At 72.2% G+C, this 25,939-nt stretch carries 25 protein-coding genes; 3 read left to right on the top strand and 22 right to left on the bottom strand.

Translation table 11 applies throughout. From position 1 onward, the window contains the following. Positions 1-29 precede the first annotated feature (29 nt). The 12 genes from OHO27_RS29030 to OHO27_RS28975 form a co-directional block, all read right to left on the bottom strand. Complete coding sequence (locus OHO27_RS29030) at positions 30-5,897, bottom strand: hypothetical protein (RefSeq protein ID WP_328427910.1); 5,868 nt, start codon at positions 5,895-5,897, stop codon at positions 30-32. Positions 5,898-5,944: 47 nt separating this feature from the next. Further along, positions 5,945-7,750, bottom strand: coding sequence for a hypothetical protein (locus OHO27_RS29025; protein WP_328427909.1), 1,806 nt, complete (start codon positions 7,748-7,750; stop codon positions 5,945-5,947). Positions 7,751-7,753: 3 nt separating this feature from the next. Continuing rightward, positions 7,754-8,212: a hypothetical protein gene (locus OHO27_RS29020; protein ID WP_328427908.1), complete on the bottom strand. Its 459-nt coding sequence runs from the start codon at positions 8,210-8,212 to the stop codon at positions 7,754-7,756. Next, positions 8,209-9,045 (bottom strand): cupin, encoded by an 837-nt coding sequence (locus tag OHO27_RS29015; RefSeq protein ID WP_328427907.1) that lies wholly within the window; start codon positions 9,043-9,045, stop codon positions 8,209-8,211. The genes OHO27_RS29020 and OHO27_RS29015 overlap by 4 nt, the downstream gene beginning before the upstream one ends. Before the next feature lie 82 nt (positions 9,046-9,127). Further along, positions 9,128-10,384 carry a major capsid protein gene (locus tag OHO27_RS29010; protein WP_328430588.1) on the bottom strand — a complete coding sequence of 419 codons (1,257 nt, stop codon included), beginning with the start codon at positions 10,382-10,384 and terminating at the stop codon, positions 9,128-9,130. Then, positions 10,381-10,794 (bottom strand): hypothetical protein, encoded by a 414-nt coding sequence (locus OHO27_RS29005; protein WP_328427906.1) that lies wholly within the window; start codon positions 10,792-10,794, stop codon positions 10,381-10,383. Before OHO27_RS29005 ends, OHO27_RS29010 begins: the two co-directional genes overlap by 4 nt. A gap of 134 nt (positions 10,795-10,928) precedes the next feature. Further along, positions 10,929-11,267 (bottom strand): hypothetical protein, encoded by a 339-nt coding sequence (locus OHO27_RS29000; protein ID WP_328427905.1) that lies wholly within the window; start codon positions 11,265-11,267, stop codon positions 10,929-10,931. Next, on the bottom strand, positions 11,267-14,944 hold the full coding sequence (locus tag OHO27_RS28995) for a phage minor head protein (RefSeq protein ID WP_328427904.1): 3,678 nt from the start codon (positions 14,942-14,944) through the stop codon (positions 11,267-11,269). The genes OHO27_RS29000 and OHO27_RS28995 overlap by 1 nt, the downstream gene beginning before the upstream one ends. Next, the gene (locus tag OHO27_RS28990) at positions 14,937-15,374 is read right to left on the bottom strand and encodes a hypothetical protein (RefSeq protein ID WP_328427903.1); all 438 of its coding nucleotides are present in this window, start codon (positions 15,372-15,374) and stop codon (positions 14,937-14,939) included. Before OHO27_RS28990 ends, OHO27_RS28995 begins: the two co-directional genes overlap by 8 nt. Beyond that, positions 15,367-15,582, bottom strand: coding sequence for a hypothetical protein (locus OHO27_RS28985; RefSeq protein WP_328427902.1), 216 nt, complete (start codon positions 15,580-15,582; stop codon positions 15,367-15,369). The genes OHO27_RS28990 and OHO27_RS28985 overlap by 8 nt, the downstream gene beginning before the upstream one ends. Further along, a complete protein-coding gene (locus tag OHO27_RS28980) occupies positions 15,579-17,465 on the bottom strand; it encodes a hypothetical protein (protein WP_328427901.1) in 1,887 nt (628 codons plus the stop codon). Before OHO27_RS28980 ends, OHO27_RS28985 begins: the two co-directional genes overlap by 4 nt. Further along, a complete protein-coding gene (locus OHO27_RS28975; RefSeq protein ID WP_328427900.1) occupies positions 17,462-17,851 on the bottom strand; it encodes a DUF1360 domain-containing protein in 390 nt (129 codons plus the stop codon). The genes OHO27_RS28980 and OHO27_RS28975 overlap by 4 nt, the downstream gene beginning before the upstream one ends. A gap of 227 nt (positions 17,852-18,078) precedes the next feature. Here OHO27_RS28975 and OHO27_RS28970 point away from each other — a divergent pair, with 227 nt between their 5' ends. The 3 genes from OHO27_RS28970 to OHO27_RS28960 all read left to right on the top strand — a co-directional run bounded on the left by OHO27_RS28970 (position 18,079) and on the right by OHO27_RS28960 (position 18,878). After that, positions 18,079-18,420 (top strand): hypothetical protein, encoded by a 342-nt coding sequence (locus OHO27_RS28970; RefSeq protein WP_328427899.1) that lies wholly within the window; start codon positions 18,079-18,081, stop codon positions 18,418-18,420. Positions 18,421-18,501: 81 nt separating this feature from the next. Then, entirely contained in the window at positions 18,502-18,669 is a 168-nt protein-coding gene (locus OHO27_RS28965) for a hypothetical protein (RefSeq protein ID WP_328427898.1), read from the top strand. Positions 18,670-18,686: 17 nt separating this feature from the next. Beyond that, positions 18,687-18,878: a hypothetical protein gene (locus tag OHO27_RS28960; RefSeq protein WP_328427897.1), complete on the top strand. Its 192-nt coding sequence runs from the start codon at positions 18,687-18,689 to the stop codon at positions 18,876-18,878. Here the strand turns inward: OHO27_RS28960 and OHO27_RS28955 are convergent. The 10 genes from OHO27_RS28955 to OHO27_RS28910 all read right to left on the bottom strand — a co-directional run bounded on the left by OHO27_RS28955 (position 18,875) and on the right by OHO27_RS28910 (position 25,872). After that, positions 18,875-20,350 (bottom strand): phage terminase large subunit, encoded by a 1,476-nt coding sequence (locus OHO27_RS28955; RefSeq protein WP_328427896.1) that lies wholly within the window; start codon positions 20,348-20,350, stop codon positions 18,875-18,877. The two genes, OHO27_RS28960 and OHO27_RS28955, sit on opposite strands and share 4 nt — an antisense overlap. Then, complete coding sequence (locus tag OHO27_RS28950; protein ID WP_328427895.1) at positions 20,347-20,757, bottom strand: hypothetical protein; 411 nt, start codon at positions 20,755-20,757, stop codon at positions 20,347-20,349. The genes OHO27_RS28955 and OHO27_RS28950 overlap by 4 nt, the downstream gene beginning before the upstream one ends. Before the next feature lie 93 nt (positions 20,758-20,850). Then, positions 20,851-21,483 carry a GTP cyclohydrolase I gene (gene folE, locus OHO27_RS28945; RefSeq protein ID WP_328427894.1) on the bottom strand — a complete coding sequence of 211 codons (633 nt, stop codon included), beginning with the start codon at positions 21,481-21,483 and terminating at the stop codon, positions 20,851-20,853. A gap of 3 nt (positions 21,484-21,486) precedes the next feature. Then, positions 21,487-21,816 carry a hypothetical protein gene (locus OHO27_RS28940; RefSeq protein WP_328427893.1) on the bottom strand — a complete coding sequence of 110 codons (330 nt, stop codon included), beginning with the start codon at positions 21,814-21,816 and terminating at the stop codon, positions 21,487-21,489. Continuing rightward, positions 21,813-22,217 (bottom strand): 7-carboxy-7-deazaguanine synthase QueE, encoded by a 405-nt coding sequence (locus tag OHO27_RS28935; protein WP_328427892.1) that lies wholly within the window; start codon positions 22,215-22,217, stop codon positions 21,813-21,815. The genes OHO27_RS28940 and OHO27_RS28935 overlap by 4 nt, the downstream gene beginning before the upstream one ends. Next, entirely contained in the window at positions 22,214-22,666 is a 453-nt protein-coding gene (locus OHO27_RS28930; protein WP_328427891.1) for a 6-pyruvoyl trahydropterin synthase family protein, read from the bottom strand. The genes OHO27_RS28935 and OHO27_RS28930 overlap by 4 nt, the downstream gene beginning before the upstream one ends. Then, the gene (gene queC, locus OHO27_RS28925) at positions 22,666-23,361 is read right to left on the bottom strand and encodes a 7-cyano-7-deazaguanine synthase QueC (protein WP_328427890.1); all 696 of its coding nucleotides are present in this window, start codon (positions 23,359-23,361) and stop codon (positions 22,666-22,668) included. The genes OHO27_RS28930 and queC overlap by 1 nt, the downstream gene beginning before the upstream one ends. Then, positions 23,358-24,281 carry a hypothetical protein gene (locus OHO27_RS28920; RefSeq protein WP_328427889.1) on the bottom strand — a complete coding sequence of 308 codons (924 nt, stop codon included), beginning with the start codon at positions 24,279-24,281 and terminating at the stop codon, positions 23,358-23,360. Before OHO27_RS28920 ends, queC begins: the two co-directional genes overlap by 4 nt. Further along, positions 24,278-25,186: a hypothetical protein gene (locus tag OHO27_RS28915; protein WP_328427888.1), complete on the bottom strand. Its 909-nt coding sequence runs from the start codon at positions 25,184-25,186 to the stop codon at positions 24,278-24,280. Before OHO27_RS28915 ends, OHO27_RS28920 begins: the two co-directional genes overlap by 4 nt. Continuing rightward, a complete protein-coding gene (locus tag OHO27_RS28910; protein ID WP_328427887.1) occupies positions 25,183-25,872 on the bottom strand; it encodes a hypothetical protein in 690 nt (229 codons plus the stop codon). The genes OHO27_RS28915 and OHO27_RS28910 overlap by 4 nt, the downstream gene beginning before the upstream one ends. Positions 25,873-25,939 lie beyond the last annotated feature (67 nt).

The raw sequence follows: 25,939 nt of genomic DNA, 5'->3' as shown, positions 1-25,939 counted from the left end.
CTGGCGTGGGGCCCGCCGGGTGGATTGGGTCAGGCGGTGTAGGTCCAGGCGAGGAGGTAGTCCGCCCCCGCCTGCCCGGTGGCCGACCAGCCTCCGAGGGGGCCGGCCTCGCCGTCGAGGGCGGACCAGGTGAGGGACGTCCCGGCCGGGATCGTGGCCCCGAACGAGGAGGCGGCCACGGCGACGTTGCCCGCGATGACGGTGAGTGTCACCGACTGGAGGCCGGGGAAGTCCGCCGACAGGTTCCGCGGGTTGGTGTCGGTCACGCGGACGAGGCCGGTGAGGACCGGCGCCGCCGTGGCTCCGTCGTCGTCCGGGCAGTCCATCGGCGCGGCCGGGGTCAATGGCTGGTCGAAGTCGCCGTCCACGTAGGTGCCGACGAGGAGCGGCGTACCGACGCCCTCGGGGTCGACCGACCACAGCTCGACGTAACGGGTCTCGGCGATGCCGTCGCCGTCCTCATCGGAGCAGCCGCAGCGCTCCACGAGCTGCCGGCCGCTCGCCGTGGTGCCGCCGCCTACGCACGGGTTGGGCGGCAGCGGCTCGGACACGTCGCCGACCGGCTCGTACGTCTCGCCGTCGGTCAAAGTCGTCTGCGTGACGCTGACGACGTTCCCCTCACAGTCCCGGCAGGTGGTGCGGGCGAACTGCTGACCGCAGCCGGTGATCTGGGAGGTGACGATCGTCCGGAGCTGCCGCACCTCCCACGACCGCTGTGCGCCGGCCGCGTCGACGGTCTCCAGGTCGACCGTGGCCGTGATCTTGCCGTCGATGACGTCCTGGAGGGACACCGTGGCGAGCGTGCAGAACACCGCTGCGCCGCCCGTCACGATGGGGTTCGGGTATGCCTGGCTGTGGATCTCGGTCGTGCCGTTGAAGACCTTGAACCGTGCCGTGCCGCCCGGGGCGTCGGTCGGGCCGTTGTTGTGCCAGTCCGCGCAGACCTGGACGTTGACCTGTCCGTCCGCGCCGCACGGCGGGCAGCCGTCGAAGCCGATCCGGGCCGCGGCGAACACCCTCTGTCCGTTGGCCGCCGGGGCGACGGGATTGAAGTCGGTGTCGATGCGGTCCCATGCCTGCTGAGACGTCGCGAGGTCGACCGCCGCGTTCGGCGCGCCTCCGGTGTACGGGGTGGCGTCTACCGCGGTGCTGGTGAACTCCAGCTCCAGCGGGGCGGAGTCCGCAAGGATGACGGTCTCGCAGTGGATGCACGAGTCCCCACCGCCGCCGGGGCAGACGGTGACGCTGCCCCCGGCCGGGACGGTCGCCGGGTCTCCGGTGACGGCGTCGACCAGGCGCGGCGCCCCGGTCGCAACTCCCGCCGTGTCGTAGACCTGCTCCGCCCGGACCTGCTGCACGACCGTCCCGGTGCTGTCGAGGATGCACAGGGGCCAGGTCTCGACGTCGAACCCGTCACCGCCCGTGCCGCCGGGGCACGGAACGATGGTGTAGTCCGCCGGGATGCCTGTCTGGGGGTTGCCGTCCCCGTCGAGGTAGCTGATCGAGCCGTCCGAGCAGGTGGTACGGAGCCACTGCTCGTAGGCGCTCGGGTCGACGTCGTACGTGACGATGAGGTGCATCATCACGCCGGCGGCGCCGCTACCGAAGACCGTCTCTCGTCCGTGGACGTAGATCGTGTTCGTGCCCGCCTGCGCACCCGGCACGGCGGCCGGGCCGAAGGTGTAGGCCGGCGGCTGGTGGTTGCGGCCGACGGCCTGCCAGGGGCCGGCGTTGAGCCGCCACTCCACCGCGAGCTGGTCCGCGTTGAGGACGGTGGAGGCGACCTGGATGGTGGCCGGGTCCGCGAACGACGGCAGCTCGAACGAGGCCCGCGCGTACCACTCCGGGTTGGCCGAGGTCAGGGTCGGCCCCTCGCCGTCCAGGCCGGTGCTGGTGACCGTGCTGTTGGGGTGCAGGGCCACCCAGTGCGCCGTACCGCCCGGCGTGCCCGCGTCCGTCACGGTCCAGCCGGGGAAGATGCCGACCTGGTACATGTCGTACCAGGGGCCGGCGAGGCTCATGGACGACCACTTCCACACGGAATCCACGGCGCCGGTCGTGCGGTTCTCGGCGTTGCTGATGAACTCCACGACACCGGAGGGGCGTACACACAGAGGCGTGCTCGTGCAGTCCACGGGGCGGCACTGGCCCACGGTGCCGCTGCTCGTGTCGAACGTGGCGCCGTCGAGGGTGTAGTCCGCGTGGCCGACGATGGCGCCGGTCTCGTCCCGCTGATAGTCGCGGACGATCTCCGTGACCGTGCCGTCCGTCGCGGTGTGGCACAGGAGTACCGCGTCCTGCTCGGGCGCCGGGTCGGGCTGCGCCTGGCCGGGGTGGCACTGGTCGACGGTCCCGGCCGGGAGGTAGGGGGTGACACCGTCGAGGAGGGTGTTCGTCACGGTGGGCGTGCCGTCGCAGGAGCGGCAGATGTGCCGCAGGAACGGGCCGCCGGGCACGACGGAGACGGCGCCCGCCCAGTAGGTGAAGAAGATCCCACACCGGGCGATACGGCTGTTCGGGGCCGGGGCCGTGGTGAAGGTGGTGACGGCGCTGGTGGTGCGGAAGCGGGCGCTGCCGATCACCTGCGGGTCCGTCGTGTACGAGCACGGGTCGGGCGGGTTGCCGTCGGACGTGCGGGTGAGCACGCCGCTTGCCGGGTCGTAGGCGTACCCGGTCGGCAGCGACACCGGTTCGAGGCCGGCGGGGAGCTGCGCATGGTTCAGCGCCGGGGCCGTCGAGTTGTAGGCGATGTAGACGGAGAACTCCACGAACGACGGCCGGGAGAACGTCCACTTCGTCGGCGTGGTCGTGGCGAGGGGGAAGGAGGGCATGCCCCACCAGGAGCCATCCGCGTTGTTCCTCTGCGGCGCGTACGTGGCGTTACTGGGGCTCGTGGACGTCCAGCTCACGCCGTTGGACAGGGTGCCCGAGGCGGCCGTCCCGGTGATCCGCACGGGCGCCGCGGTGGGCACGTCGCACAGCACCAGCGTCTCGCAGTCGGTGCAGCTGCCCGGCTGGCAGACGCCCACCGTGCCGGTCGGGTCCGGGGTGTAGGGGGTGCCGTCGAGGAGGTAGTCCGAGTGGCCGGTGATCGTGCCGGTCTCGTCGCGGCGGTAGTCGCGTGCGAACTGGGTGACGGTCGTGCCGTCCGCGGCGGTGTGGCACAGGATGACGGCGTCCTGCTCGGGCTGCGCCGTCCCGGTCGGGCAGACGGTGACGGTGACCCCGGCGGGCGGGACGTAGGTGGCGCCCGTGGTGGCGTCGACCAGGCGCACCGCGGAGATCGCCCCGGTGTCGTCGTAGGTGTACTCGACGAGGACCAGGGCGACGACGTCCTCGGTGGCGTCGTCCACGGCGCAGAACGTTCCGCTGACCTGGATCGACCGGGAGTCGCCGCATGCGACGGTCCCGGCCGGAACCGCGCCGGCCGACCACGCCCCTGTGCTGAGGTTCAGCCACCCCTCGGACACGGTGGCGCCCGTGCAGTCGCGGGTGATCGTGACGGCGATCGGCGTCCCGTCCGCCAGGCACAGGCCAACGGAGGTGACGGGGGTGGTCGGGGACGCGCAGTCCGCGTTACCCGGGCACGGGACGATCACCGCGCCAGGCACGACCTGCCCGGTGTTCGCGTCGCGGACTGTCGGCAGCCCGGTCACCGGGTCCAGTGTGACGAACCCGACCTGCGTGCCGTCTCCGGTGGCCGCAGGGCCCACCTGGACGGCGAAGCTCACCGTGCCGTCGCCGGACACGGTGACGACCGTGCCGTCCGTGAAGTCGAGCCGGTCGAACGCGCCCGGCGTGTCCGTGACGATCGTCCCAGCGAATCCGGCCGGGACGTGCCAGGTGAGGGTGTGCGGGCCGCCGGTCTGCGTGAGCTGCCCGCCCGCGTAGGTGAGCCCGGCTGCCGCGCCCTCGACCGTGGCGGTGACCTCCTGGCCGCCGCAGTCCAGCGTCAGCAGGGCCTCATAGCCGGTGGTGACCAGCCCGATCTCACGCCATCCGATGTCCGGGTTCGGGGTCTCGGCCTGGGGGACCTTCGCCAGGTTGGACAGGCGCATCGTGGCCACGCCGTCGACCGGGCCGCCGAGGTCCGTCAGGCACGGCGTGGCGTAGTCGCCCGCTGTCGGGCTGCACGCGTTCAACGGCCCGGTGAACAGCGTGTTCCCGTCCGCGTCGAGGAGCGTCAGGGTCGCGGAGCCGATCCCGTCACGGTCACCGATGGCCGCACCGAACGCGTTCCACAGGTTGACCCCGGTGACGTTGCTCGCGGGAGGCGTGATCGTGTAGTCGATGACTACGCCGGTGTCGCCCTCGAAGTCGTTGCAGTTGATGACGCCGAAGCCGGTCGTCGGGCCGCCGGCCGCGCTGGTGTCCCCGTCCCAGGTGGACGCCAGGCCGCCAGCGGAGATGGGCCAGCCCTGCGGGTTGGCCACTGCCGCGGCGGCCGTGATGGCTCCGCTCGTCAGGTCTGTCACCGTCACCGTGCCACAGGTGACGGGCGGCGTGGACGGGGCGGTGTAGCAGACCTGGGCCGGGTCGCCTGCCGCGCCGGGGCACGGCACGACCGCAGGCGCGGCTACCTCCGCACCGGTTTCGACGTCGACGTACCGGACGGTCGTGTCGTCGCATCCAGCGCAGCGCACGACCGCGGCGGTGCGCACGGTGCCGGTGCCGTCGTCGTAGCAGATGTGGCCGAGGACGATCGGCGCGGCGACCTCCTCGGGCCCGGCGGCCGGGCAGTCGACGGGGCTGACGGGCTCGTAGGGCTGTGTGAAGTCCCCGTCAAGCCAGGTGCCGAGGAGGAGCGGCTCGTCGTCCGGGACGCTGGTGTCGACCGACCACAGCTCGACGTACCGGACGATGCCACTCGCCGTCTGGTCGCAGCCGCACCGCTCGATGACCTGGCGGCCGCTCGCCGTCTGGCTGGTGGGGCCGCAGACTGCGACGACGGCGCCGGCCGTGTCGTACTCGGTGACGCCGTCGAGGGTCGTGTCCGTGACGGTGGCGATGCCGGTGCAGGTGCGGCAGATGTGCCGCAGGAAGGGCGTGGGCTCCCCGTCGGGGACGAGGCAGCCGGTGACCGCGACGGGCTCGGCGGTGATGGTGAACTGGTCGACGGTGTACGCCTGGCCGACACCCGAGTCGTTCGGGGTGCACCCGGTGCCGTCAAAGGTGCTGTCCGCGCCGACCTGGACGTTGAGCTCGACGTAGACGTTTCCGGCGAGGAGGTCGGCGTTCGAGACAGTGGCGGTGCGCGTCGGGTTGACGGTGGCGCCGGGGGCGATGCCGGTCCCGCTGCTCAGCACGCCGAGACCTGAGGCGGGGGCGCCGACCACATCGACACCGTTCGCCCAGACGGTGAAGCGGCCCCACAGACCGCAGCCCGCCCCGGTGCCGTCGTTGTGGATCCGCACGCCCAGGTTCAGGACGGTGCTGCCGGCCGGGTCGAGGCCGCCGCAGTCCGGCGCCAGGTCGACCGCGCCGACGATGTAGGTGTGCCGGTCGTCCGGGCCCGCCGCGAGGACGGCGCTGGAGCCGTCCCATACGGCCTGTGAGTCCGTCAGCGGCGCGTTGAACGGCGCTCCCATGACCGAGCCCGGGGCACCCACGCCGGGCGTGCTCGCGGTCACGGTGACCGTGGCGTCCGAAGTCGGCTGCTCAACGGGCGCGAAGGCGCACAGGAGGACCGTCTCGCAACTGCACTGCTCGGGTGCCGGGCAGGGCTGCAAGGTGCCCTGTACGAGGTAGTCGGCTCCTGTTACGGGGTCGACGGGGCGGGTCCCGATGCGGGTCCCGCTGCTCGTGTCGTAGACGGCCTCGACGAGGGCCTGACCGACGACCGTGCCGTCCGCGAGGACGTCGCACATGAGGCTGCCCTCGACGTCCACACGGGGCACCGGGGGAAGGCTGGTGATGACCGGGCTCGGCCCGCAGCATCCGCTCATTACAGCTGGACCTCTCGGGTGTAGGTGACGGACACGGTGCCGTCGGTGGCGGTGATGGTGAGGGGCCCGGTCAGTCGGGCGTGGGTGTCTCGGGCGACCGACCAGGCGGCGCGTTCGCCGTCGAGGAGGGTGCTGGTGCCGTCGGCCGTGGTGATCGTGCCGGTGCCTCCGGACGCCGCGGCGGTGACCGTCTGGAGCGTCGGCACGGTGGCCCCGTCCCACGACTCGCCCGGGTCGAGGACCACGCGCCCGGCCTGGACGCCGAACACCGGGGGCGCGCCGAGGTCCGCGCCGGCGTCGCAGTCGATCGGGGCGACCGGCGCGTACGGGGCGGAGTAGTCGGGGAGGTACGTGCCCAGGCTGGTGACCGCGCCGGCGCAGTCGACCGCCAGCAGTTCGACATAGTCCGTGTCGGCCGCGCCGTCCCCGTCGGCGTCGTCGCACCGGCACTGCTCCAGCACGGATTGCGCCGGGCAGTCGGGCTCCGCCTGGCACAGGCGCGGGGTGCCGGTCGGGAAGTAGGTGGCGCCGTCGAGGGTGAAGTCCACGACGTCGGTGATCGCGCCGGCCGCGTCCTGGACGTACTTGCGGACGAACGTGCCGAGGTCGTCGCAGAGGATCACCTCGCCGTGGAACACCTGCGGGACGACGGGGACCGGGTCCACGATCTCGGCCGGGCACTGGCCGACCGTGCCGGGCGGGTCGTACGGGGTGCCGTCGAGGAGGTAGTCCGTGTGCCCGGTGATCAGCGTATTCTCGTCGCGCCGGTAGTCGCGGACGAACCGGGTGACGGTGCCGTCGGGGTCGGCGTTGCACAGGACGACGAGGTCGTTGTCCGGCTGCGCCTGTCCGGCCGGGCAGGTGCGCAGCTCCCCTTGCAGCAGGTACGGGGTGCCGTCGGCGGGGTTGACGAGGTCGACGCCTGCGAGGGAGCCGTCCGGGTTGTAGACGTACTGGACCAGGGCCAGGCCGAGGACTTCCCCGGTGGCCGGGTCGGTGTCGCACAGGATGCCCGCGAGCTCGAACGACCCGGGGGCGGTGCAGGCGCCAACACCGGCCGGGGGCGCGCCGGCGCTGTAGGCGCCGGTGACTAGGTTGAGCCAGCCGTCGCGGGTGGTGGTGCCGTCGCAGGCTCGGGAGACGACGACGGCGATCGGGGTGCCGTCGGCGAGGCACAGGCCGACGAGGGCGAGGGGCGGGGTCGGGTCGCAGTTGGGGCAGGCACCGACGGTGCCGGTGACGAGGTGCGGGGTCTGCCCGTCAAGGGCGACGTCCTCGTACGTCCCGACGCCGTTGAGGAACACATAGCGGCGCAGGAACGGACCGGAGTCGTCGCACAGGAGCAGCGTCTCGCCCTCGGGGCAGCCGTGGACGCAGTCGACCGGCGAGACAGGGGCGTAGGGGACGGACGGGTCGTCCTGGTAGGTGAGGAGCAGCGTCGCCGTGCCGTCCGCGGCGAGGCACCACAGCTCCGTATACGTGGTGTCGGCCGCGCCGTCCCCGGTGGTGTCGTCGCAGCGCTGGCGGCACAGGGTCTCGACACACGGTGGGAGGGCCGTCTCGCACGGTCCGGCGTCGGCCGGCGGCGCCCCGGGGGTGAAGGCGCCCGTCCCGGGGTTGATCCAGCCGACGACCGTCGGGTCTGGCGCCGGGGTGCCGCAGGTGACGCACGGGGAGCGGACGACGACGAGGATCGTGGTGCCGTCGGCGCGACACAGAGGGCTCGTGGCGATGGACGGGGAGCAGTTGCAGGCGCCGGGGGTCCCCGTCCCTCCGTCGTCGCAGGGGATCGGCTCAACGGGCATCCGTCAGTCCTCCCGGTGCGCCTGGCGGCGGTGGGTGTCCCGGCCGCGCTCGGTGTCGAAGCTGCGCGGGCACAGGTCGCAGCCGTACGGCCGCCCCTCGCGCCCGTCGTCCTCGTCGCCCTGGTCCTCGTCCTCGGCCGGGGCGTCGTCGAGCGGGGCGAAGTCCGGTCCGCTGTCGTCCCCTCCGGCGGCAGCGAATCCCTCCTCGGTCGCCACGCCCAGCAGCTCGGCGCCCGGGGGCGGGGTGCCGTTCGCCTCGTCCTCGGCCGGGGACACGTACCGGTGTCCGTCAACGAAGGCGCCGATCAGGATCTCCTCGGGGGCGTCGACGAACTGTCGGGGCTCGACGGCGAACGTCGAGATCCCGACGGTGCGGGCCTTCGGGGTGAGGGTCGTGCCCCAGCGGGCGAAGGCGACCCGGTTCTCGGGGGTCGGCTCGATGTGGATCTCGTCTCGGCTCACGGGCACAGCTCCACCTGTACGGCGCAGGTCACGCACGTCGTGGCGACCACGTAGGTCCGCTCGACGAGGACCCGGCGGTCGTTGGTCCGGATGTTCACCGACGCGTTCCGGTCGGGGATGGTCTCGACGGGGCCGCGGCGGATGACGAGGGGGCCGGTGGCGTACAGCCACGCCGTGCCCGGTTCGGCCGGCACGTTGCCGGGGCCGGTGTTCATGGCGGAGTACCCGGCGCCGATCACCACGCAGTTCCCGGTGAGGGTGCGCAGCGTGCCGGTTGCCGGGTCCTCGTGGACGAGGTTGCAGCAGCCGAGGAGTGCGGCGGCGCCGGCCGGGACGTGGATCGTGCCGACCCCGCCGTACTGCTCGGCGAGACAGCCCTCCAGGGCCGCCAGACCGGCCGCGATGTTCACCGGGGCGTCGGCGACGGGCTGACCCTCGGTGGCGAGCCGGTCGCGCCAGAACGCGGCCTCTACGGCCTGCTGCTCGCCGAGGGCGAGGGATGCCTCCGCGTGCGCGCGGGCCTCCTCGTACGTCCACCCGAGGGTGGAGCACTCGGCCCCGGCGTAGACGTTGATCGGCTCGGCGTGCTCCAGGTCGGGCCGGTCGAAGATCTTCGCCTGTGGTGCGCCCGGGGACTCCTCGCCGGGTGACTCGTCGTTGAGGCACGGGTCCACCCAGTCGCGGACCGGGGAGCAGCCGAGGCCGAGCCACTCGATCCCGAGCAGCTCGTGAACGTCGTCGACGTCGCGGACGTCGGCGCAGCCTCCGAGGATGCCGTGTGGCAGGGGCGTCCCGGGGATGGCCTCGACGTACTTACGCAAGCCCTGCGCCATTCACGGCACCTCCGTTCGGTGATCGGGGTGGCGGGCCCGCGCTCAGGTATCGCGGGCCCGCCACGAGGGGGAGGTGGGGTGTTCAGGCGGCCGGGCAGGTGATCGGCTCCTGAGCGCCGGTGGCGCCGTCGGGGCAGACCGGCACGGTGACCGCGCGGGTGTCGACGGAGCGGTCCACGAGGGCGACGCATTCCTCACTGAACAAGGCCGTGTAGTCGTTGGTCACGAACTTGTTCGAGTCGTGGATCACGCCGAGGTTGACCTCCTCGCCGCGCCCGATCTGGAGCTGACCGGACGGGTACATGAGGAACTGCACCTCGCTCGGCCACACGGTCGCCGGGGTGGCGCCGCCGATGTTCGTCGGGACGGCCGGCGGGAGGGCGCGGGCCCACTGGATGCGGACGCCGAGCGGGCTGAACACGTCCTGTACGTCCTGCGTCGAGACCTCGCTGATGCAGCACCCGTTGCGGCGGGCCAGGTCGGCGAGGAAGAGGTTCCTCGACCACCACGGGAAGACCACTTCGAGTGCGGTCCCCTCGCACAGGCTGTGACGCTCGATCATGTCGGCGGCCTGGAGGGCGACCGCGCTGAACACGGCCGAGACCGCGCCGAAGGTGGCGCCGATGGTGACCGGCTCGGCGGTGGCGAGGGCCTGCGCGAAGAGCTCCTGACGGATCCGGATCTCGTGGGCGATCATCGCCTTCCGGAGGTAGTGCTCGACCAGCTCCGGGAAATGCCTCTGCGTCAGAATGCCCGCTTCGAGACACACACCGACCGCGTCACAGCGGACCTCGGTGGGCAGGGGGCAGGGGATCTTGTAGCAGGGCTTTTCGTTGCCCGCGATGTCGTCGGCCTCGGTGTGGACCCACGTCATCGCACCGACGTCGAGGCTCGGGGTCTTGTAGTACCTGAGCCCTCCGCGCGCGAGCTGGATCTCCGGGGCGTCCCACAACATATCCGGGCACGCGACCTCGACCAGCTCGTACAGCGTCTCACTCGGCGCGCACCAGCCGCCCGAGGCGACGAGGTTGGTCTGAGGCAGGCGCCGCTGATCGGCCGCGCGCATGGCGACCGTGGTGCCCTCGGGGGCCGACGAGGAGTCGGTGACGATCAGGTCCCGGCTGAACGGGTGCTCGTACGAGATCACGAGCCCCACGCCGCCGCCCGCGGTCTTGAGGCTGTTCGCGCGGGAGGTGAGGCCCGCGGTGATCTCGTCGAAGCCGATCTCCATGCCCGGGGTGTAGCCGGGGACGTCGACGGCGGCGGTGATCTTCGTCTTCGGTGCCGGCGCGTCCGGGAGGACGTGCTGAGCGCGGCGGCGGACGTTCGACAGGTTCAGCGCCGGCGAACGGGGGCGACGGCGGCGGTGACCGGCTGCTCGGCCGGGGCCGCGGCGGGCTCCTCGGCCGGGGGCTGCTCGGTGTCGGCCGCGAACTCCGTACCGCCCTCGGCGCCCTCGGCGGCCGGGGTCGTGTCGTCGGTGGGCTCCAGGCCGAGGACGTCGGCCGCGAGGGCGTCGATCTCGGCGGCGGCGGCCTCGGCCGCGGCGACCCGCTCGGCCTGGACTTCCTTGATCTTCTTCACGGCCGCGCTCAGGGAGCGGATCGTGTCCATGTCCTTGCCGGTGACGGACTGCGCGCCCATCTTGGCCTTGAAGGCTGCGGTCGCGCCCTCAAGCGCTGCGGCGAGGGCGTCGTCGTCGTAGGAGGCGAAGGCGTTGAGGTCTTCGGGAAGCTCGAACTCGTCCACGGACGGATCTCCAAGAGAGAGCTTGGAAACCCGGCCCACAACCAGCGGCGGCGACCCGGCCTATCACCAGCGGTCAGACGTGAGGATCTTAGCCCGCCGCGAGGTGCGGCGGGCAGATCTGTCAAGCGGACAGGCTACGCGCCCGGCACGGTTTCCGGGACGACGAGGGTGATCGTCTCCCCGGTCTCGGTGTTGCGGGCGGTGGGACGGTCGTGGGTGGCGGCGACCTTCGTGAGGAGGTCGAGGTCGTCGGTGCGCAGCAGGACCGCACCGTCGGCGGCCGTGAGCTCCAGCGCGCCCTTACCGGCGAACACGATCTGTCCGGTCTTCTGGTTGCGGACGATGCTGCTCCCGTAGCGGCCGGAGACGGTGACGGCCGTCGACTGGACGCCGGAGCGGAACACCACCTTCCCGAGGCCGCCCTCCCGGATCACCTCGAACTGCTCGCGGTTCTTCTGGCAGCTGCACCCCATCAGTGGTCTCCCTTCGGGTCGTCGCCGGCCGGGACGGAGGCCGTGACGGTGTCGGTGGTGTCTTCCAGCTCGGCCGCGAGGCGGGCGATCTCGGCGCGGCGCTCTTCCTGTGCGGCCTGGTGGCTCTCGACGGCGGCGACGAGCCGGTCCATGAAGCCGGGGCTTTCGAGGGCGGCGACCAGGGCCTCGGCGAGGACGTCGGCGGACGGTCCGTCCGTGGGGGCGGACGGCGGGGCGGACGAGGGGACGGACGACGGTCCGGCCTGGTCAGTGGGGGTGTTGTCCACAGGGGCGGACGGTCCGTCCACAGGGGCGGACGGGGTGGCGTCCGTGGGGGCGGACGGCGCGTCCGCGGCGGCGGCCGAGGCGCACAGGGCCATGTTCGCCCGCTCGATCGCGGCCGCCAGGAGCGGCGAGGAGTGACCGGGGACCGGCACGGACAGGACCGCGCGCAGCTCCCATTTCCCTCCCCTGCCCTGGTTCAGGTGGTAGGAGGGCTGGCAGCCGAGGAACACGGTGCGATCCCACGCGGACAGCCACGGCGCGGCTGCGCCCGAGAACCACAGCCCGCCCTTACTCATGCCAACCGTGATGATCGCCGCCACAGTGCGCGAGTCGTCGAACTGACAGACCGCCGTCTCGCACTCCGCGCCGTCCCTGTGGTGGCCTGCGTTCATCGTGAACGCCCCGGCCTTGACCATCGTCCCGTCGTCGAGGGGGAACCGGGCGCGCAGGAAGTGACTGAAGTCGAGGCCCTGCTTCGCGAGCTTGTCGATCGTCAGGTTCTTCCCCGGGTAGCCCGCGTGCGGCACACCGGCCTGTGCGACCCATCCGTAGATCCGGCCGTTCGCGTAGTGCACGCCACCGGAGCCGGGCGGTAGTTCCTCCTCGGTCGGCTCGCGGAACCATTCGGCCGGCATCGGGGGGAGGTCGCGCATCGCGGTCCAGGCGGAGGCGACGAGGACGTCCAGGCCCTCGGTGCCGTCCGCTGAGGCGGTCGCCTCCCCGGGGCCCTCGGGGAGCGTCGACGGGCTCGTGTACTGGCCGGGGCCGAGGCGCAGCAGGCGGCCGGCCGAGGTGGCGCGGCCGAGGTGCGCGCGGGCCTGCTCGACGGTGATGCCGAGGGCACGGGCGACCTGCGCCGGGCTGAGGGGGACGGGGCTCACGCGGACGTGGTCGACGACCCGCTCGTACGTCTCCGCCTTGGACGCGGCCGTCACCGCGGCGGCCGTCGCCTCGTCCTCCTCCTCGGTCTCGGGGTCGTCGAGGACGATCCGGGCGTTGGCGAACGCCGGGACCGTCACGAGGGTCGCGCCACGGAGCCGGGCGCGGGTGATGCGGACCAGGAAGTCCCCGGAGCGTTCGGCGTGGACGACGATGCCGTCCTCGGGGTCGTCGGCGTCCCCGGCCGCCGCGGTGAGGGTGCCCGTCGCGGCCAGCTCCCGGACGGCGTCCGCGGTGACGGCGCCGCTCGGGCTGGTGAAGATCTGCGCGGTGCGCCGGGTCCGGGTGAACGTGGCGCTGTCATCGGCCGTCGAGGAGGCGGCGAGGCCGGTCGTGTTGGACGCGGTGATGCACCATGCCCCGTCGGCGAGGCGCAGCACGCTCGCGGCCGGGATGCTCGCGAGGAGGAGGCCGGGCTCGTCCTCGTCGACGTTGCGGGCGACGAACTCGACGTCGACGTCATCGAGGTCGACCGAGACGCCGAGGGGGGCCTCCTGCTCCAGGAGCATCGCGGCCTCGGCGCCGGCCCGCTGGGACAGGTACAGCACGCCGTTACCGGGGATGCGGTCGCCGTCCCGGCCGAGGCCGTAGATCGCCCCCGCCAGCTCGGCGCCCTCGTGACCCATCAGCATCTCGTCCGCGTACTGCAACGGCCACGGGCCGGAGCCGTCCCACGAGAGGGCGCCGGCCGCGAAGATCCTGCCGTCCCCGGTCTGCTGGTTCTCGAACGCGAGGGCCGTATCCCCCGGGGTGCTCCATGCGCGGGTGGGCAGGGCGGCCGTCACGGTCGCCGCGGTCTGTTCGTCCATCGGTGGCTCCTCCTCGGGGCCGAGTGGAATGTCCGTGTACTCGCCCGCGAAGGCGACGCGGACGCGATCGAACGTGATCTCTCCGAGCCGGTCCGCCATGGCGTCCAGGGGCCACGTCTCGGCCGTGTACACCCCTGTCACATGGGCGACCCACGGGGAGTGCTGGCGGGGGATTTCGGGGCGCTCGTGGGTGTCCTCCAACGCGTCCTGCACGAGGTAGCGGGCCTCTTGCAGCCCGGGGCCGTCGTCGCCGTCGTCGCTGACCGCCCACACCCACACCGGATCGTCGCCCCCGGGGTTCCAGTGGTTCACGCCGAACAGGCGCGCCCGGACGGGGCCGTCGAGGCTCGCGGCCCGCGCGCGGACCCCGTTGATCAGCTCGTTGCGCTGGTCCTCGTTCCACTGGCTCGCGTCTTCGCCGAGGTAGAACGCCGTGCAGTGCAGCTCCCCGGCCTCCTCGCCGTCGTCGAGGGCCAGGCGCTCGGCGTCCTCCTCGGTGGGGATGAGCGCGATCATTCCGCCGGTGTGCTCGACCGCCGCGGCGGTCACCTCGGGGTGGGAGACCTCGGCGCCGTACGGGAAGGCGTTCCGGTCGGGGTCGGCGAGGAACGGGATCGGGGTGGTGTCCCACTCGAACCGGTACCGGCGGCCGGTGCCGGCCGAGGCCGCTGCGAGTGCCGGCGCGAGCGCGGCCGTCAGGTCGTCGGTGATCCGGCCCGCGCTCGCGGTGATCTCCCTTGGAATCTCAGACGCGGCTCGGGCGGCCGGTTTCGATTCTGTGGGCCAGGCGGAGAACGCGGCGATGCGGTCGGCGGTCCCGGGCGGGGCGTCGGCGAGCCATGCCGGGACCGGCGGGCCGGCGGCGCTCCTCTTGGGGGCGCGCTCCAGGCGCAGCACGCACCGGCAGTTGATGACCAGCTCCGGGGGTGCGGTCGGATCCCCCGGGGCGGACATGGACACCCCGGCGACGGTGAACGGCTCGTCGATCAGCCGGAGCTGTCCGTCCACGTCGTCGTGGGCGTCGCGGACGAGGGTGTCCCTCCTCGTCTGCCACTGCTTGACCAGGGGGCGGGAGGGGCCGGTCAACTCCTGTGCGGCGGCGAGGGTCGCGGTGTTCCAGGCGCGGGCGGACTCGGTGCGGGCGATCCGCTCCTCCCGCGTCTCCCCCAGCTGCGCCCCCTCGGCGTCGAATACGGCGCGCAGCCTGGCGCGCAGGGCCTCGACGTCCTCGCCCTCGTCCAGGCCCTCGGCGAGCGCCTGGACGGCCCGGTCGGCGAGCCGGTCACCGACCGCGCGGAGCAGGTGCTCGGTGGTCTCGGCGTAGTCCCCGAGGGACGGGGGGAGGGTGTCGTCGTCGTACCGGCCGGGGAGGTCGTCCCAGCCGTTCGGGAGCCGGGTGTCGACGCTCTCGGCGGCGTCCTCGGCAGCGGTCTCGGCGACGCGGAACAGGCGTCGCACCAGGCGCGGCACGTGGCGTGACCACATGCCGGCGATCCGGGAGACGCTGAACCTCGCGGCGACGATCTCGGTCGCGTCGTCGAGGGCGTCGGCGAACTCCTCGGCGACCTCGTCCAGGACGGCGCGGACCTCGGCCGCGACGTCCTCCTCGGCCGCTGTGAGGGCGGCCTCCCAATCGTCAGCCACGGCTCTCCTCCTCGATGGCGGGTACGGCGAGATACGGGGCGTCGCCCGGCTGGCAGTAGCAGGCGGCCGGGACGGCGTCGCATGCGGTGCAGAACGCCCACCCGCCGACCTCCCGGCGGGTGCGGCCCTCGACGACGGTCACGGAGACGACGGTCAGCGCCTCGGCGCCGCAGGCGGGACACGGCCGGTCCCGCTTGGCCGCGAGGTCGATGACGGGGTCCGTGTTCGCGGCCGAGGCGGCGAGGGCGGCCTGTCGCGCCTCGTGCTCCCGGTTGGCGCGGGCGCGCCAGGCGACGACCTCCTCGGCCGGGCCGTGGTCCTTGCAGTGGGAGCACCAGCCGAACGCCCGGTGTGCGGCCATGCTGTGCCCCCACGGCGCCGCCGGGTGCTCGTCGTTGGCTGCCTCGTCGGGGAGCCTGATGTCACACACGGGGCGGCGCCTCCTCGGCCATGTCGCACGTCTCGCACCACGCCCAGTAGCCGACCGGGACGATCCCGTCCGGGCGGACGAGGACGGTCTCCCCGGTGAGGAGCGTGAACGCCTTGCACAGGGGGCACCACTCGGCGACGACGTTGGACACGTCGCCGGCGACCTCGGCGACGAGGGGGCGCGGCTCGGGGGCGGGGCGGCTGGTCATGCTGCCGCCGCGTAGTCGGTGCAGGCGGACAGGGCGGCCGGGACGACGTCGTAGGTGTGGACGACCCCGGCGGCGATCAGCTCCCGACAGTAGGTGTCGAGGGCCGTGGTCATGCATGCCGGGTCGAGGCCGTACCGGGCGGCGATCTCGGGGACTCGGGCCCATACGCCGTCGAGGAGCTTCCACTCGTCGATCTCGTGGACCTTGACGGGGAAGACGGTGTGCAGCTGCGCCGACTGGACCTCGCGCGCCCGGCCCCGTTCGCTCCTCGGGCAGAGGGGGGTGCGTTCCAGCTTGCGGCCGGCCGCGGTCAGGGCGTGCCAGACGAGGCCGTCGGCGGCGGCGATCAGGGCGTCCCGGCCGGGCACGGCGGATGCGGTGACCGGTACGACGGGCTGCACCTGGCGGCGGTCGTGCTCGCGGAGGAGGCGGTCGAGGGACGCGCCGATCATCTGGTCCGCCGCGGTGAGGAACGCGGTGCGCAGCGGGGCGAGGTCAGCGGCGGCGACGAGGGTGTCCGGTGGGGCCTCGGTCTCGTCGACGGGGAGCCGGGTGACCGTGCCGCCGTTGTCCTCCTCGTCGGCCGGCCGCTCCCGCTCGCGGCGGCGTGCGGCGACTTCCTCGGGCTTGGGGGCGTCGCCCTCGTCGAACCCTGTCTCGCGGCGCAGGGCCTCGGCCGAGATGGCGCCGAGCTCGAACAGCTTCAGGGCGGTCTCGGACCGGTTCGTCCGTACGCGGAGGGGGCTGGAGTCGTACCACACCATGAACCGGTGCCAGTCCTGGACGCCCTCGGCCTCCAGCATGGGGCGCAGCCACTGTGTGGTGAGGGCGTGGGCGACGGTGCCGAGCTTGGGTTCGATGCCGAGGCGGATCGCCTCCGACGTGAGCGCCCAGGCCCCCCAGTGGTTCGTGTCGCCGAGGCCGAGCAGGATCTCCGCCGGCATCTCCAACCCCGTGGCGAAGCGGCGGATCGCCTCCTCGCGGAGCTTGATCGCCAACTCGTCAAAGTCCGACTCGAACGTCAGGCGCTTGATCTGGCCGACCATCTCGGGCGGGACTTCGAGGATGATCGGGACCGTCGCGGCGGCGCTGTCCGGCTCGCGGATCGCGGTCTCGGCGACCGTCATGAGGACTTCGATCAGGTCGTCCTCGGCGTCGCCCTGCGTCGGCGTGGTGGGGAAGCGGGTCCCCTTCGGAATGATCACGATGCCCCGGCCGGTCAACCGGCTCCGGGCGATGGCGGCGACGGCCGCGTTGAGGAGCTGCAACTCCTCCAGCAGGTCGAGGCTCGCGCGGACGGGGCTGTCGGCCTCCAGCTTCCGGCGCGGGTGCGACTCCCATACACGGATGGCGACGGGGGCGTCCTCGTCCGGGTTGGCCGGGTCATACGGGGGGATCTCGACGTCCACGCCGTCGATCTCCGCGACCATCTTCTGACCGTCCTTGCGGACCTCGCGGACGGAAAGGACGTGCCACTCCTCGTCAGCGGTCTCGGGGTCGTCGGGGATCGGCGCGGTGGAGTCCTCGGGGCGCGGCCGGATGACGACCCAGAACTCCCCGGCCACGGTGAGGTGCGGCCCGGCGTCACCGAGCATCTGCGACTGACCGTCGGGGCCGCCGGCGAGCTGCGCGACGAGGCGCTGAGCGGGGTGGTCGTCGGGGGCGCGCTGGATCGTGCCGTCCTCGTCGCGGTAGCCCGCGTAGAGCAGGGCGCCGCTCATGGCGTTCGCGGTCCAGTTGGCGGCGAACCGTACCTCGGGCGTCGTGTCGTAGAACGACCAGGCGCGCTCTTGCCAGGACTGGTCTACGGGGCGGGTGCGGATCTTGCGGGAGGTGTAGCGGGCGGCGGCGGCCGTCAGCTCCCGGCGGTCGCGGGGGCTCATGCCGCGCCCCGGTCGCGCGAGTCGTCCCACCGGTTGAGGAGGGCTTGCCCGCCGGCGACGGCGAACCACTCGACGAGGTGGAGGACGAGGGGGGTGCCGGTCCAGGCGCCGGCCGCGAGGAGGTAGACCGCGAGGACGAGGCCGGACACCCACCACCCGGCGCAGTAGGTACAGGCGATCAGGGTGACGATCGCGTTGCGGAACGAGGAGTCGGGGCGGCGCTCGTGCCAGGCGATGACCCGGTCCCGGATCGGGTCGCCGATGGAGTCGTGAACGACGAGCTGTGTGCCTCGGTAGGACGCGAGCGCGAGGACCGCGAGCGTAGGGATACCGACCATGTGTGTCCGCCCATCGGTGAAGATCTTCCGGTTTGCGGCGGGCAGCATAAGCCATCTCCGGAAATCCTCCGACAAATTGGATCAGGGACCGGAAGATTTGGATCAGGCCGGTGTCTGCGGGACAGGGCGCAGCGGCCGGCGCTACGGTGGCTGTCCACCCGATCGCCCGCGAAGGGGTGGAGCCCCCGAGCCGCTGGACTATGGGCCGGGCAGGGGGCCGACGATCCCCGGCCGCTGGTCTAGGGCCGGGCCGGGGATCCTGGGAGACTCCCCTCATGACTGCCACCACCGCAACACCCGAGCCCGGTACGACCCGCTACCTGTGCCCGCTTGAGTGCGGCTGGCATCACGACGTACCCCCACCCGCCCTCGCCGACATGAACGGGATCCTCCCCGACCCCGACGCCCGCGAGTGGCCCGAGTACGTCACTTCCGTGGTCAGACAAGCCAGCCTGCGGCGGATGAATCAGACCGAGCAGGCGTTGAGCGAGCACCTGACGACGCACACGACAGAGCAATTCGTGCGCGTCATCCACGACCTGCGCGTTGAAATGGCGCAGCTGAAGGGCGCCGGGGAAGCGTTGGCCCGCGAGGCGGTCGAGCGCCCCGTGCGGTGACCCGGCGGCGCCCCGTGACGCGCCCTCACCGCCCCTGTGCGCCCCTATCGCCGCCCGCGTGGCGGTTTCTACCGTGGGTGCATGTCTGGTGACGCTGAGCAGCCGTCCATGGACTCGGGTCCGGCGCTCAACACGGTCGAGCTGCACACCGCCGAGGGGATAGACCTCCTGATCTACGGCCCCGGCCCCGGGTACGAGGTCGTCGAGATCTCGTTCGTCCCGGCCGCCCTCGTCGACGAGGAGAGCTGAGCCCCTACCCTCTCCCCATGACGACACCCGACCCCCGCGACGCCTTCCGGAACGCCCTGCTCGGTGCCCTCCGGGACGCCCCGGCACCCCGCACCGTCGAGATCACCACGGCCGAGGGACGCGAGGTCATGTTCTACGGACCCGGACCCGACCATGCCGACGGCGGCGTCCTCCTCATCCCGGCCGCCCTCGTCGACGAGGAGTCCTAGCGGCGGCCGCGCCCCGACCCTCCCCCTCCGCCGTTGCCGATGCTGCGCCCGTACCGCTGCGCGCCGCGCGAGACCTGGCCCCCGGTCTGCCCCCGGCGGGCGGGGCTCTGGACGTGGGAGGTGCCGACGAGGTCCAGCTCCGCGACGACGTACCGCATGGTGTCCATGCCGTGATCGTCGACCTTCAAAGGTTCCTCGGGCTCGGGCTTGCTCTCGGCGTTCTTCGCGGTCGGCTTGGCCCACACATAGCCGGTGATCTCGTCGGCCGTGCACAGCGGCTTCTTCGCGTCGGCGAGGGCCTGGTCCCTCTCGACGAGGGTGTCCCGCATGAGCAGCAGCCGCGGCATGCCGTCCCCCGCCGGTTTGAGCCTCGTCTTCACGGCCTGGAGGCCCGTCTTCACGTTCTTCCGCGCCGGGGTGGTCGACAGCCCTAGCTCGCGCTCCAGGATCGCCCGGTCCCCCGCGTCGTGGTCGGCGACGACCGCGACCGGCTTCGGCTCGGTCCACGTCCGCTCGCCGGTCTCCTCGTCGACGACGGTCACCGCGTCGAGGATCGTGCGCGCGTGCTCGTCCACGGTGCGCCTGGTCAGGTAGACCTCGCGGTACAGCCACAGACGGCCGTCGGGGTCGATCGCCCACCACTGGCAGCAGAACGGGTTGGTATAGCCGAAGTCCACGCCCCAGATCCGCGGCCAGTCGGCCGGCACCTCGAAGTGGTCGACGAGGTGGACGGTGTCGTCGTACTCCTCGTAGATCACGCCCTCGGCGGCCGTCCATCGGCCGTCACGGAGCCGCATCCGGCGTACCCCGGTCAGCGCGTCCAGCTTGGTCATATAGTCGCGGCCTTCGGCCGTGTACGAGCCGTCACGGTTCACGTAGTGCGGGTTGTCACGGTGGGAGGAGGTGATCATCGTCAGCCCGCCGTCGTCCGCGCGCTGCTTGATCCAGTGCTGAGGGTGGGACGGGTTGGTCGCGAGCATGATCTGTCGGTACGTCTTGGCCTGCCCGCGGAGACGGGTGATCAGCACCTCCCACAGGTCGAGGGTGATCTCTACGCCCTCGTCGACGAAGATCCGATCAAGCTCGGCCGACAGGAACTTGTCGGGCTTGTCGCCGCCCGCGACCAGGATCTCGGAGCCGTTCGCGTACCGGAACGCCGCCGGGTCCTTACCCGATCCCCCGTACCAGCGGACCGAGCCGTCCGCCAGGGAGGCGAGGGCGACCTGACGCTGAAACGTCACCAGGGTCGTCGCCGTCAGGGAGGTGTGCGTCGCCCGGAGCATGAGGGCGCGCAGCCCCGGGACCTTCATGGCGGTGAGGTGGAGCTTCCAGCAGGCCGCCAGCGTCTTCCCGGTGCCCGCCCGGCCGACGGCCGCGACCTCGGTGTCCCGGCAACGGAGGAGGTCGAGGTTCGCCCCCCGCAGCTCCACCGTGACGACCGGCCGCTCCTGCTCGGTCGCGGCCGGGCTCACACCAGCTCCTCGGGATCGAAGCCCACGATCCGGTACTCCGTGGTCACCTCGCCCGAGTGCTCGACCTTCGCCGGGGCGGCGAGGCCCTGGAGCCGCTCCCGGCCGGCGATGCACTTCAGGACGATGTCGGCCGCCTTCTTGTCGCGGTCCTTCACGGCCGGGGACCAGAACGCGGCCTGTAGCCGGTCGTAGCGCATGACCTCGGCGCGGCGGAGCGCGTCGACGTCGTCCTTATCCCGGGCGATGGACTCCTCAATGGCCCGGTCGATCGCCTTCTTCGCTGCGCTCGCGTCCGCGTAGCCGACCTGATCAGCGATCGTGCGGAGGTCGACGCCGGCGAGTTGCAGGCCGAGTGCCTGCTTCCGGCGCTGGGCGGCGGTCAGCCGTTGGCGGGGGGAGCTGCCCATCGCGTGCCTCCTCGGTGTCGAAATGTGTCCATGTTGCGCTTTCAAGTACCGGGGTGGGGTGGGGCGGGGGTTCCGTCCCGGGGGTGGGGTGGGTCAGCCGTTCATGAGGAGGTGCAGGTCAGCGCGTGCCTGTGGGTCGTCGCGGAAGATCCCGGTGTAGGAGGCGGTGACCATGCGGGCGCCGGGCTTGCGTGCTCCTCGGTGTGCGAGGCAGCCGTGTTCGGACCGGATGATGCACGCGGAACCGGCCGGGGTGAGGTGCTGGTCCAGTGCGGAGGTGACCTGAGCGGTGAGTTCTTCCTGTGTCTGGAGGCGTCGGGCGTAGACGTCGAGGACCCTGGGGAGCTTGGACAGGCCCGCGACGGGGGCGCCGGGGCGTGGCTGGTAAGCGATATCGGCGGTCCCGGTGAACGGCAGCAGGTGATGGGCACACAGGCTGCTGAAGGGGACGCCGGTGACGACGATGGTGCCGCCGTTGTGGTCGACGTCGAAGGTGCGGGCGAGGTGGACGGCCGGGTCCTCGTCGTATCCGGCGGTCATCTCGTTCAGCGCCCGCAGGACGCGGAGCGGGGTGTCGACGAGGTCCGGGCTGTCGGGGTCGAGGCCGCGGGAGGTCAGCCAGGTACGGACGCCGTGCGCGTACGTCGCCGCGACGCCCATGTAGGTGCGCGGGGCGGAGGGCTCGGGGGTGCCGTCGGCGGCCGGGGCCGTGGTGGTGGTCGTCATGGCTCATCGGCCTTTCTCGTCGCCCCACACGTGCACGTGGAGCCGGGTGGACAGGTTGAAGCCGGCGGCGATGGCGGGTTCGGCGAGGACCGCGAGGCGGGCCTGTAGCTGGTCGTGGCTGGTGCCCTCGGGCATGACCCACACCAGGCGCTCGGGGATGTTGTGGTCCCGGGCGAAGGCGGCCACCTCGTCGACGTCCTCGGGGGTGGCGCACACGAACTTGAAGGCGACCCGGCCGGTCCAGCGCAGGACGGCGAGGGCCTTGCCGTTGATCCGTTTCGCCTCGGGGTCGCCGGCGTGGGCGAGCTTCGGTGAGCAGTTGAAGCGGGTCACCTTGCTCGCGGTGTGGGGGTGGGCGGGATCGTGCCGTTCGTCTCGACCTCGATCTCCACCCCTGCGGCCGCCAGGCGGACGAGGAGGTCGTCCCACGCCCTTTGCCGCTGGTGGAGCAGGGGCTCGCCTCCGGTGATGACGACGAGGCCGGGGGCGCCGACGAGGGCGCGGGCGACGATCTCCTCGACAGGGGTACGGGTGAGGGTCTGGCGCAGGTCGAAGCGCCGGCCGTCCCACGTCTCGGGGGTGTCGCACCACTTGCACGCCAGGTTGCAGCCGCCGAGCCGGATGAACGAGCAGCGCCGACCGCACGACGGTCCCTCGCCCTGGACGGTGCAACCGAACACCTCGGCGACGACGAGGGTCGTCGCCGAGGTGTCGACGAGGGGCAGCGGCTTCACGCGACGGCCCCGGCCGGGATCGTGGGGGCCTCCCACGTCGCGGCGTTCACGTGGGTCTCGGCGAGGTGGACGCGGGACACGTAGGCGCCGGGGGCGCGGACGAGGTCGGTCAGCACGTCGCCGGCGACGTCCGCCAGGAGCGCGGCGACGTTCTCGACGGTGGGCCAGCCCTCGACCTCGAACACCTTGCAGCGTTCGGCCCGCAGCACGGGGAGGAGGGGGTCGCCGGGGCCGAGCATGGTGCCGTGGTCGAGGTGCTGGTCGATCCAGGCGCGCAGCTCCCGCTTGAAGGTGCCGAACTCGACGACGGTGCCGGCCGCGAGCTCGGCGGCGGTGACGGTGACCTCGGCCCACCAGGAGTGCCCGTGCAGGTTCTCGCACTTCCCCGCGAGGTGAGGGATGCGGTGCGCCGTCTCGAAGTTGTGCCGGACGGTGACGGTGTGCGGCATCAGACGGTCTCCTCGACGGCCGGGGCGTACGTGGTGGGGTCGGTCAGCCCGGCGTCGTTGAACGCCTCCCTACGCTCGACGCAGGTGCCGCACCGGCCGCAGTGCAGGGGCCCGCCCTGGTAGCAGGACCAGGTGAGGGCGAAGGGAACGCCCAGCTCGGAACCCCGGCGGGCAATGTCCGTCTTGCTGAAGTGGATGTATGGGGTCTCGATGACGGGCGTCGGGAAGCCGTCGAGGGCGGCCGTCACGGACTGCTGCAGCGCCTCACGGAACGCGGGCCGGCAGTCGGGGTAGATCGCGTGGTCCCCGGCGTGGATCCCGAGGGCGACGACGGCGGCGCCCCGGGCGGAGGCGATGCCGGCCGCGATGTTCGCCATGATCGCGTTGCGGTTGGGGACGACGGTGGCGCGCATCGACTCGGCCGCGTAGTGGCCGTGGGGGACGTCGACGGTGCGGTCTGTGAGGGCGCTGCCGGGCATGAGGCGGCCGACCCCGGAGAGGTCGACGACGTGGTGTTCGGCGTTGAGGTGGGCGGCGACCTGGCGGGCGGCCTCCAGCTCGCGCACGTGCCGCTGCCCGTAGTCGAAGCTGATCAGGAGCAGGTCGTAGCCGAGCCACTGATAGTGCGCGGCGAGGGTCGTGGAGTCCATGCCGCCGCTGAAGACGATCACGGCGAGGGGCCTGGTGGGGGTCATACGGGCGTGTCCTTTCGGGTGTGCGCACCCACAGCCGCGGCGGCCGGGGTGAAGTTCTTGAAGTGGGTGTCAGCCAGGTACAGGCAGGTCCCGGGGCTGTCCCAGCCGGGCGGCGCCGGGACGCGGTGGCGGGCGGTGAGGAACTGGCCGAGCCGGTGGTAGGCGACGCCGTTCGAGCCGCGCATCATGTGGTCTTCGCGGAGGAACTGCTCGTCGCTCTTGCCTTCCTGGCGGATGGCGAAGCCGCGGCGGCCGACGAGGAGGGGGTCCATGCCGTGCTGGCGGAGCTGGGCGGCGTGGCGCTGCGCGCGGGTGTGGTCACCGGCCTGGAACTCGGTCATCTTGCCGCGGACGTCGTCCCAGATGCGGACCTTGCCGTAGCGGGCGCCGCTGGCCCACGTCGAGGAGTCGACGGAGTAGAACGGCAGGGCCTTGATGATGTCGAGGTTGGTCTGTCCGAAGCCGTGGAAGACGGTCCCCGTCCCGCGGGCGATACGGAAGGCGTGGACGAGCCAGCGCATCAGCTCCTTCGGCCGGCGCCAGTACGGGACCATGCCGCCGAGGGCGACGTACCGGTACCGGGCGCACAGATCCTCCAGCACGGGCCACGAGGTGCCGACGTGGAACGTCGGGAGGACGGTCAGGCCTGACGCCTCCAGGGCCTCGGTGTTCCGCGCCGTGGCGACGGGGTCGCCGATGACGTCGAGCGTCGCCGCCGTGGTGATGACGTCCCGCCAGTCGGTGAGCCAGGCCCGGTAATCGGGGAGGCTGATCGTCGCGCCGAGGGTGACCGCGGAGAACGCCCCGGAGTCGGCGAACACGTCGACGTCGCCCCCGTAGCCGGTGTGGAGCTGGTCGACGAGGTCCGACATGTCACGGTCGCGGAAGTAGTGGAACGACGTCAGGACGCGGAACGTCACCGGGTCACCTCCGCCACGGGGTCGAGGAGGCGCAGCAGGAGCGGCCGGTCGCTCTCGCCGCCGACGGCGAGGTAGACCTTCGTACCCGGGTCGCCGCACCTCGGGAGCGGGGGCGCGGTCACGCGGTGCCGGGCGGTGAGGGTGCGCTCCATGAGGGCGTACGCGCGGGCGCCAGCCGCGCCGACGGCGACCCGCTCCTCGGCGAACGTGGGGGTGCCGGCGCGCATGAAGTCCGGGCGGACGACGGCGGCCGGGTCCAGGCCGTGCGTGCGGAACAGGTCGGCGTGCGGGCGGACCTCGTCCGCGTTGCGGAAGAGGACGGACTCCATGCGCAGGGCGGGGGCGTTCCACAGGTAGGCCAGGCCCCACCGGATCCCGAGGGTGTAGCTGGAGGAGTCGACCGAGTAGAACGGCAGGTTCTTGACGAGCTGCGCCGAGGTCATGCCGAAGCCGTGGAAGCGGGTGCCGTGCTCTGCGGCGATCCGGAAGCACCGCACGAGCCAGCGCATCAGCGGGCGTTGCTTGGACGCGCCGACGGCGTGGAGCGCCATTCCGCCGAGGGCGACGTACCGGTTGGCCGCGCACAGAGACTCGAGCACGGTCCACGGCTCGCCGACGTGGAAGACGGGCATCACCTCGGCCCCGGCCGCCCGGAGGGCGTCGGTGTTCCGGGCGGTGGCCTCGTGGTCGCCGATGACGTCCAGGCCCGCCCGTACGGTCCACAGCCGATCCCAGTCGCGCAGCCATGCCGCGTACTCGGCGACGCGGATCGTCGCGCCGGTCGTCGCGGCGCTGTAGGCCCCGGAGTCGGCGAACAGGTCGACGTCACCGCCGAAGCTGTCGACCAGCTCGGCGAGGTCGGTGCCCCGGTGGTAGTGGTACGAGACCAGCAGGCGAATCCTCATGCTGCGTGGTCGGGGGCGTTGCGGGCGCGGTCGAGGAGGTAGCGGAAGCGGACGTTGTCGTCGTTCGTGTCCGTGCAGTTGATCGTCAGGCCGTAGAAGGCATCCCGGATCTCGGGTGACACGCGGAACTTCAGGACCGGCCAGAAGTCGTCTGTCTCGGGGTCGCCGTAGGTGTCCGCCAGCTCTTCCAGGGAGGGCGGGGGCGCGATCAGGAGTTGGACGTCGGCGTCGGTGTAGCCGGTGCCGCCGAGATCGTCGTCCATGTACGACAGCAGCTCGGCGAGGGCGTCCCGGTCGTAGCCGCCCTTTTCTGAGCTGCGGTTGTCCACGAGGTTCACGCGCCGCGCGGTGTCGTCGTCGCACACGACGACCTCGACGCGGGCGGTCAGCTCCCATGCCCGGTCGTTGCCGCACACGGCACAGGGCCGGGTGCCCTTGCCCGTCTTGACGGGCTCGCCGCAGTCGCCGGGGCCGTGGAGCTCCAGCGCCATCATCGTGTGGTTCCCGGCGAGGACGGTCAGCGGCTCGTCGTCGACCTGGCGGGCGATCAGGGAGCGGTACTGCCCGTTGCGGCGGAGGCTGTCGAGGATCGTCGGGACGTCGCCCCTCTTGGCGTTGCCGGGGAAGTGACGGAGCTGGTCGAGGGGCAGGGTGACGGTACGCAGGTACCGGGCTGGTTCGTTCATGACGTATCCCCTGGTCGCGTGAGGCGGTTGCGGCGGGGATCGTAGGTGGACGCCGTGATCTAAATCG

It is taken from the genome of Streptomyces sp. NBC_00443, from assembly GCF_036014175.1.
Taxonomy (GTDB): Bacteria; Actinomycetota; Actinomycetes; order Streptomycetales; family Streptomycetaceae; genus Streptomyces.
Note: the sequence above shows the minus strand (reverse complement) of the source record. Positions and strands in the feature narration are given on the sequence as shown.

Bases quoted from the DNA above. Each gene is read 5' to 3' on its own strand.
- OHO27_RS29000 (WP_328427905.1), bottom strand. From the start codon at position 11,267: ATGGGGTGCAGCTGCCAGAAGAACCGCGAGCAGTTCGAGGTGATCCGG.
- OHO27_RS28980 (WP_328427901.1), bottom strand. From the start codon at position 17,465: ATGAGCCCCCGCGACCGCCGGGAGCTGACGGCCGCCGCCGCCCGCTAC.
- OHO27_RS28915 (WP_328427888.1), bottom strand. From the start codon at position 25,186: ATGAGGATTCGCCTGCTGGTCTCGTACCACTACCACCGGGGCACCGAC.
- OHO27_RS28950 (WP_328427895.1), bottom strand. From the start codon at position 20,757: ATGGGCAGCTCCCCCCGCCAACGGCTGACCGCCGCCCAGCGCCGGAAG.
- OHO27_RS28910 (WP_328427887.1), bottom strand. From the start codon at position 25,872: ATGAACGAACCAGCCCGGTACCTGCGTACCGTCACCCTGCCCCTCGAC.
- OHO27_RS28930 (WP_328427891.1), bottom strand. From the start codon at position 22,666: ATGCCGCACACCGTCACCGTCCGGCACAACTTCGAGACGGCGCACCGC.
- OHO27_RS28985 (WP_328427902.1), bottom strand. From the start codon at position 15,582: ATGACCAGCCGCCCCGCCCCCGAGCCGCGCCCCCTCGTCGCCGAGGTC.
- OHO27_RS28965 (WP_328427898.1), top strand. From the start codon at position 18,502: ATGTCTGGTGACGCTGAGCAGCCGTCCATGGACTCGGGTCCGGCGCTC.
- OHO27_RS28975 (WP_328427900.1), bottom strand. From the start codon at position 17,851: ATGCTGCCCGCCGCAAACCGGAAGATCTTCACCGATGGGCGGACACAC.
- OHO27_RS29025 (WP_328427909.1), bottom strand. From the start codon at position 7,750: ATGCCCGTTGAGCCGATCCCCTGCGACGACGGAGGGACGGGGACCCCC.
- queC (WP_328427890.1), bottom strand. From the start codon at position 23,361: ATGACCCCCACCAGGCCCCTCGCCGTGATCGTCTTCAGCGGCGGCATG.
- OHO27_RS28970 (WP_328427899.1), top strand. From the start codon at position 18,079: ATGACTGCCACCACCGCAACACCCGAGCCCGGTACGACCCGCTACCTG.
- folE (WP_328427894.1), bottom strand. From the start codon at position 21,483: ATGACGACCACCACCACGGCCCCGGCCGCCGACGGCACCCCCGAGCCC.
- OHO27_RS28960 (WP_328427897.1), top strand. From the start codon at position 18,687: ATGACGACACCCGACCCCCGCGACGCCTTCCGGAACGCCCTGCTCGGT.
- OHO27_RS29015 (WP_328427907.1), bottom strand. From the start codon at position 9,045: ATGGCGCAGGGCTTGCGTAAGTACGTCGAGGCCATCCCCGGGACGCCC.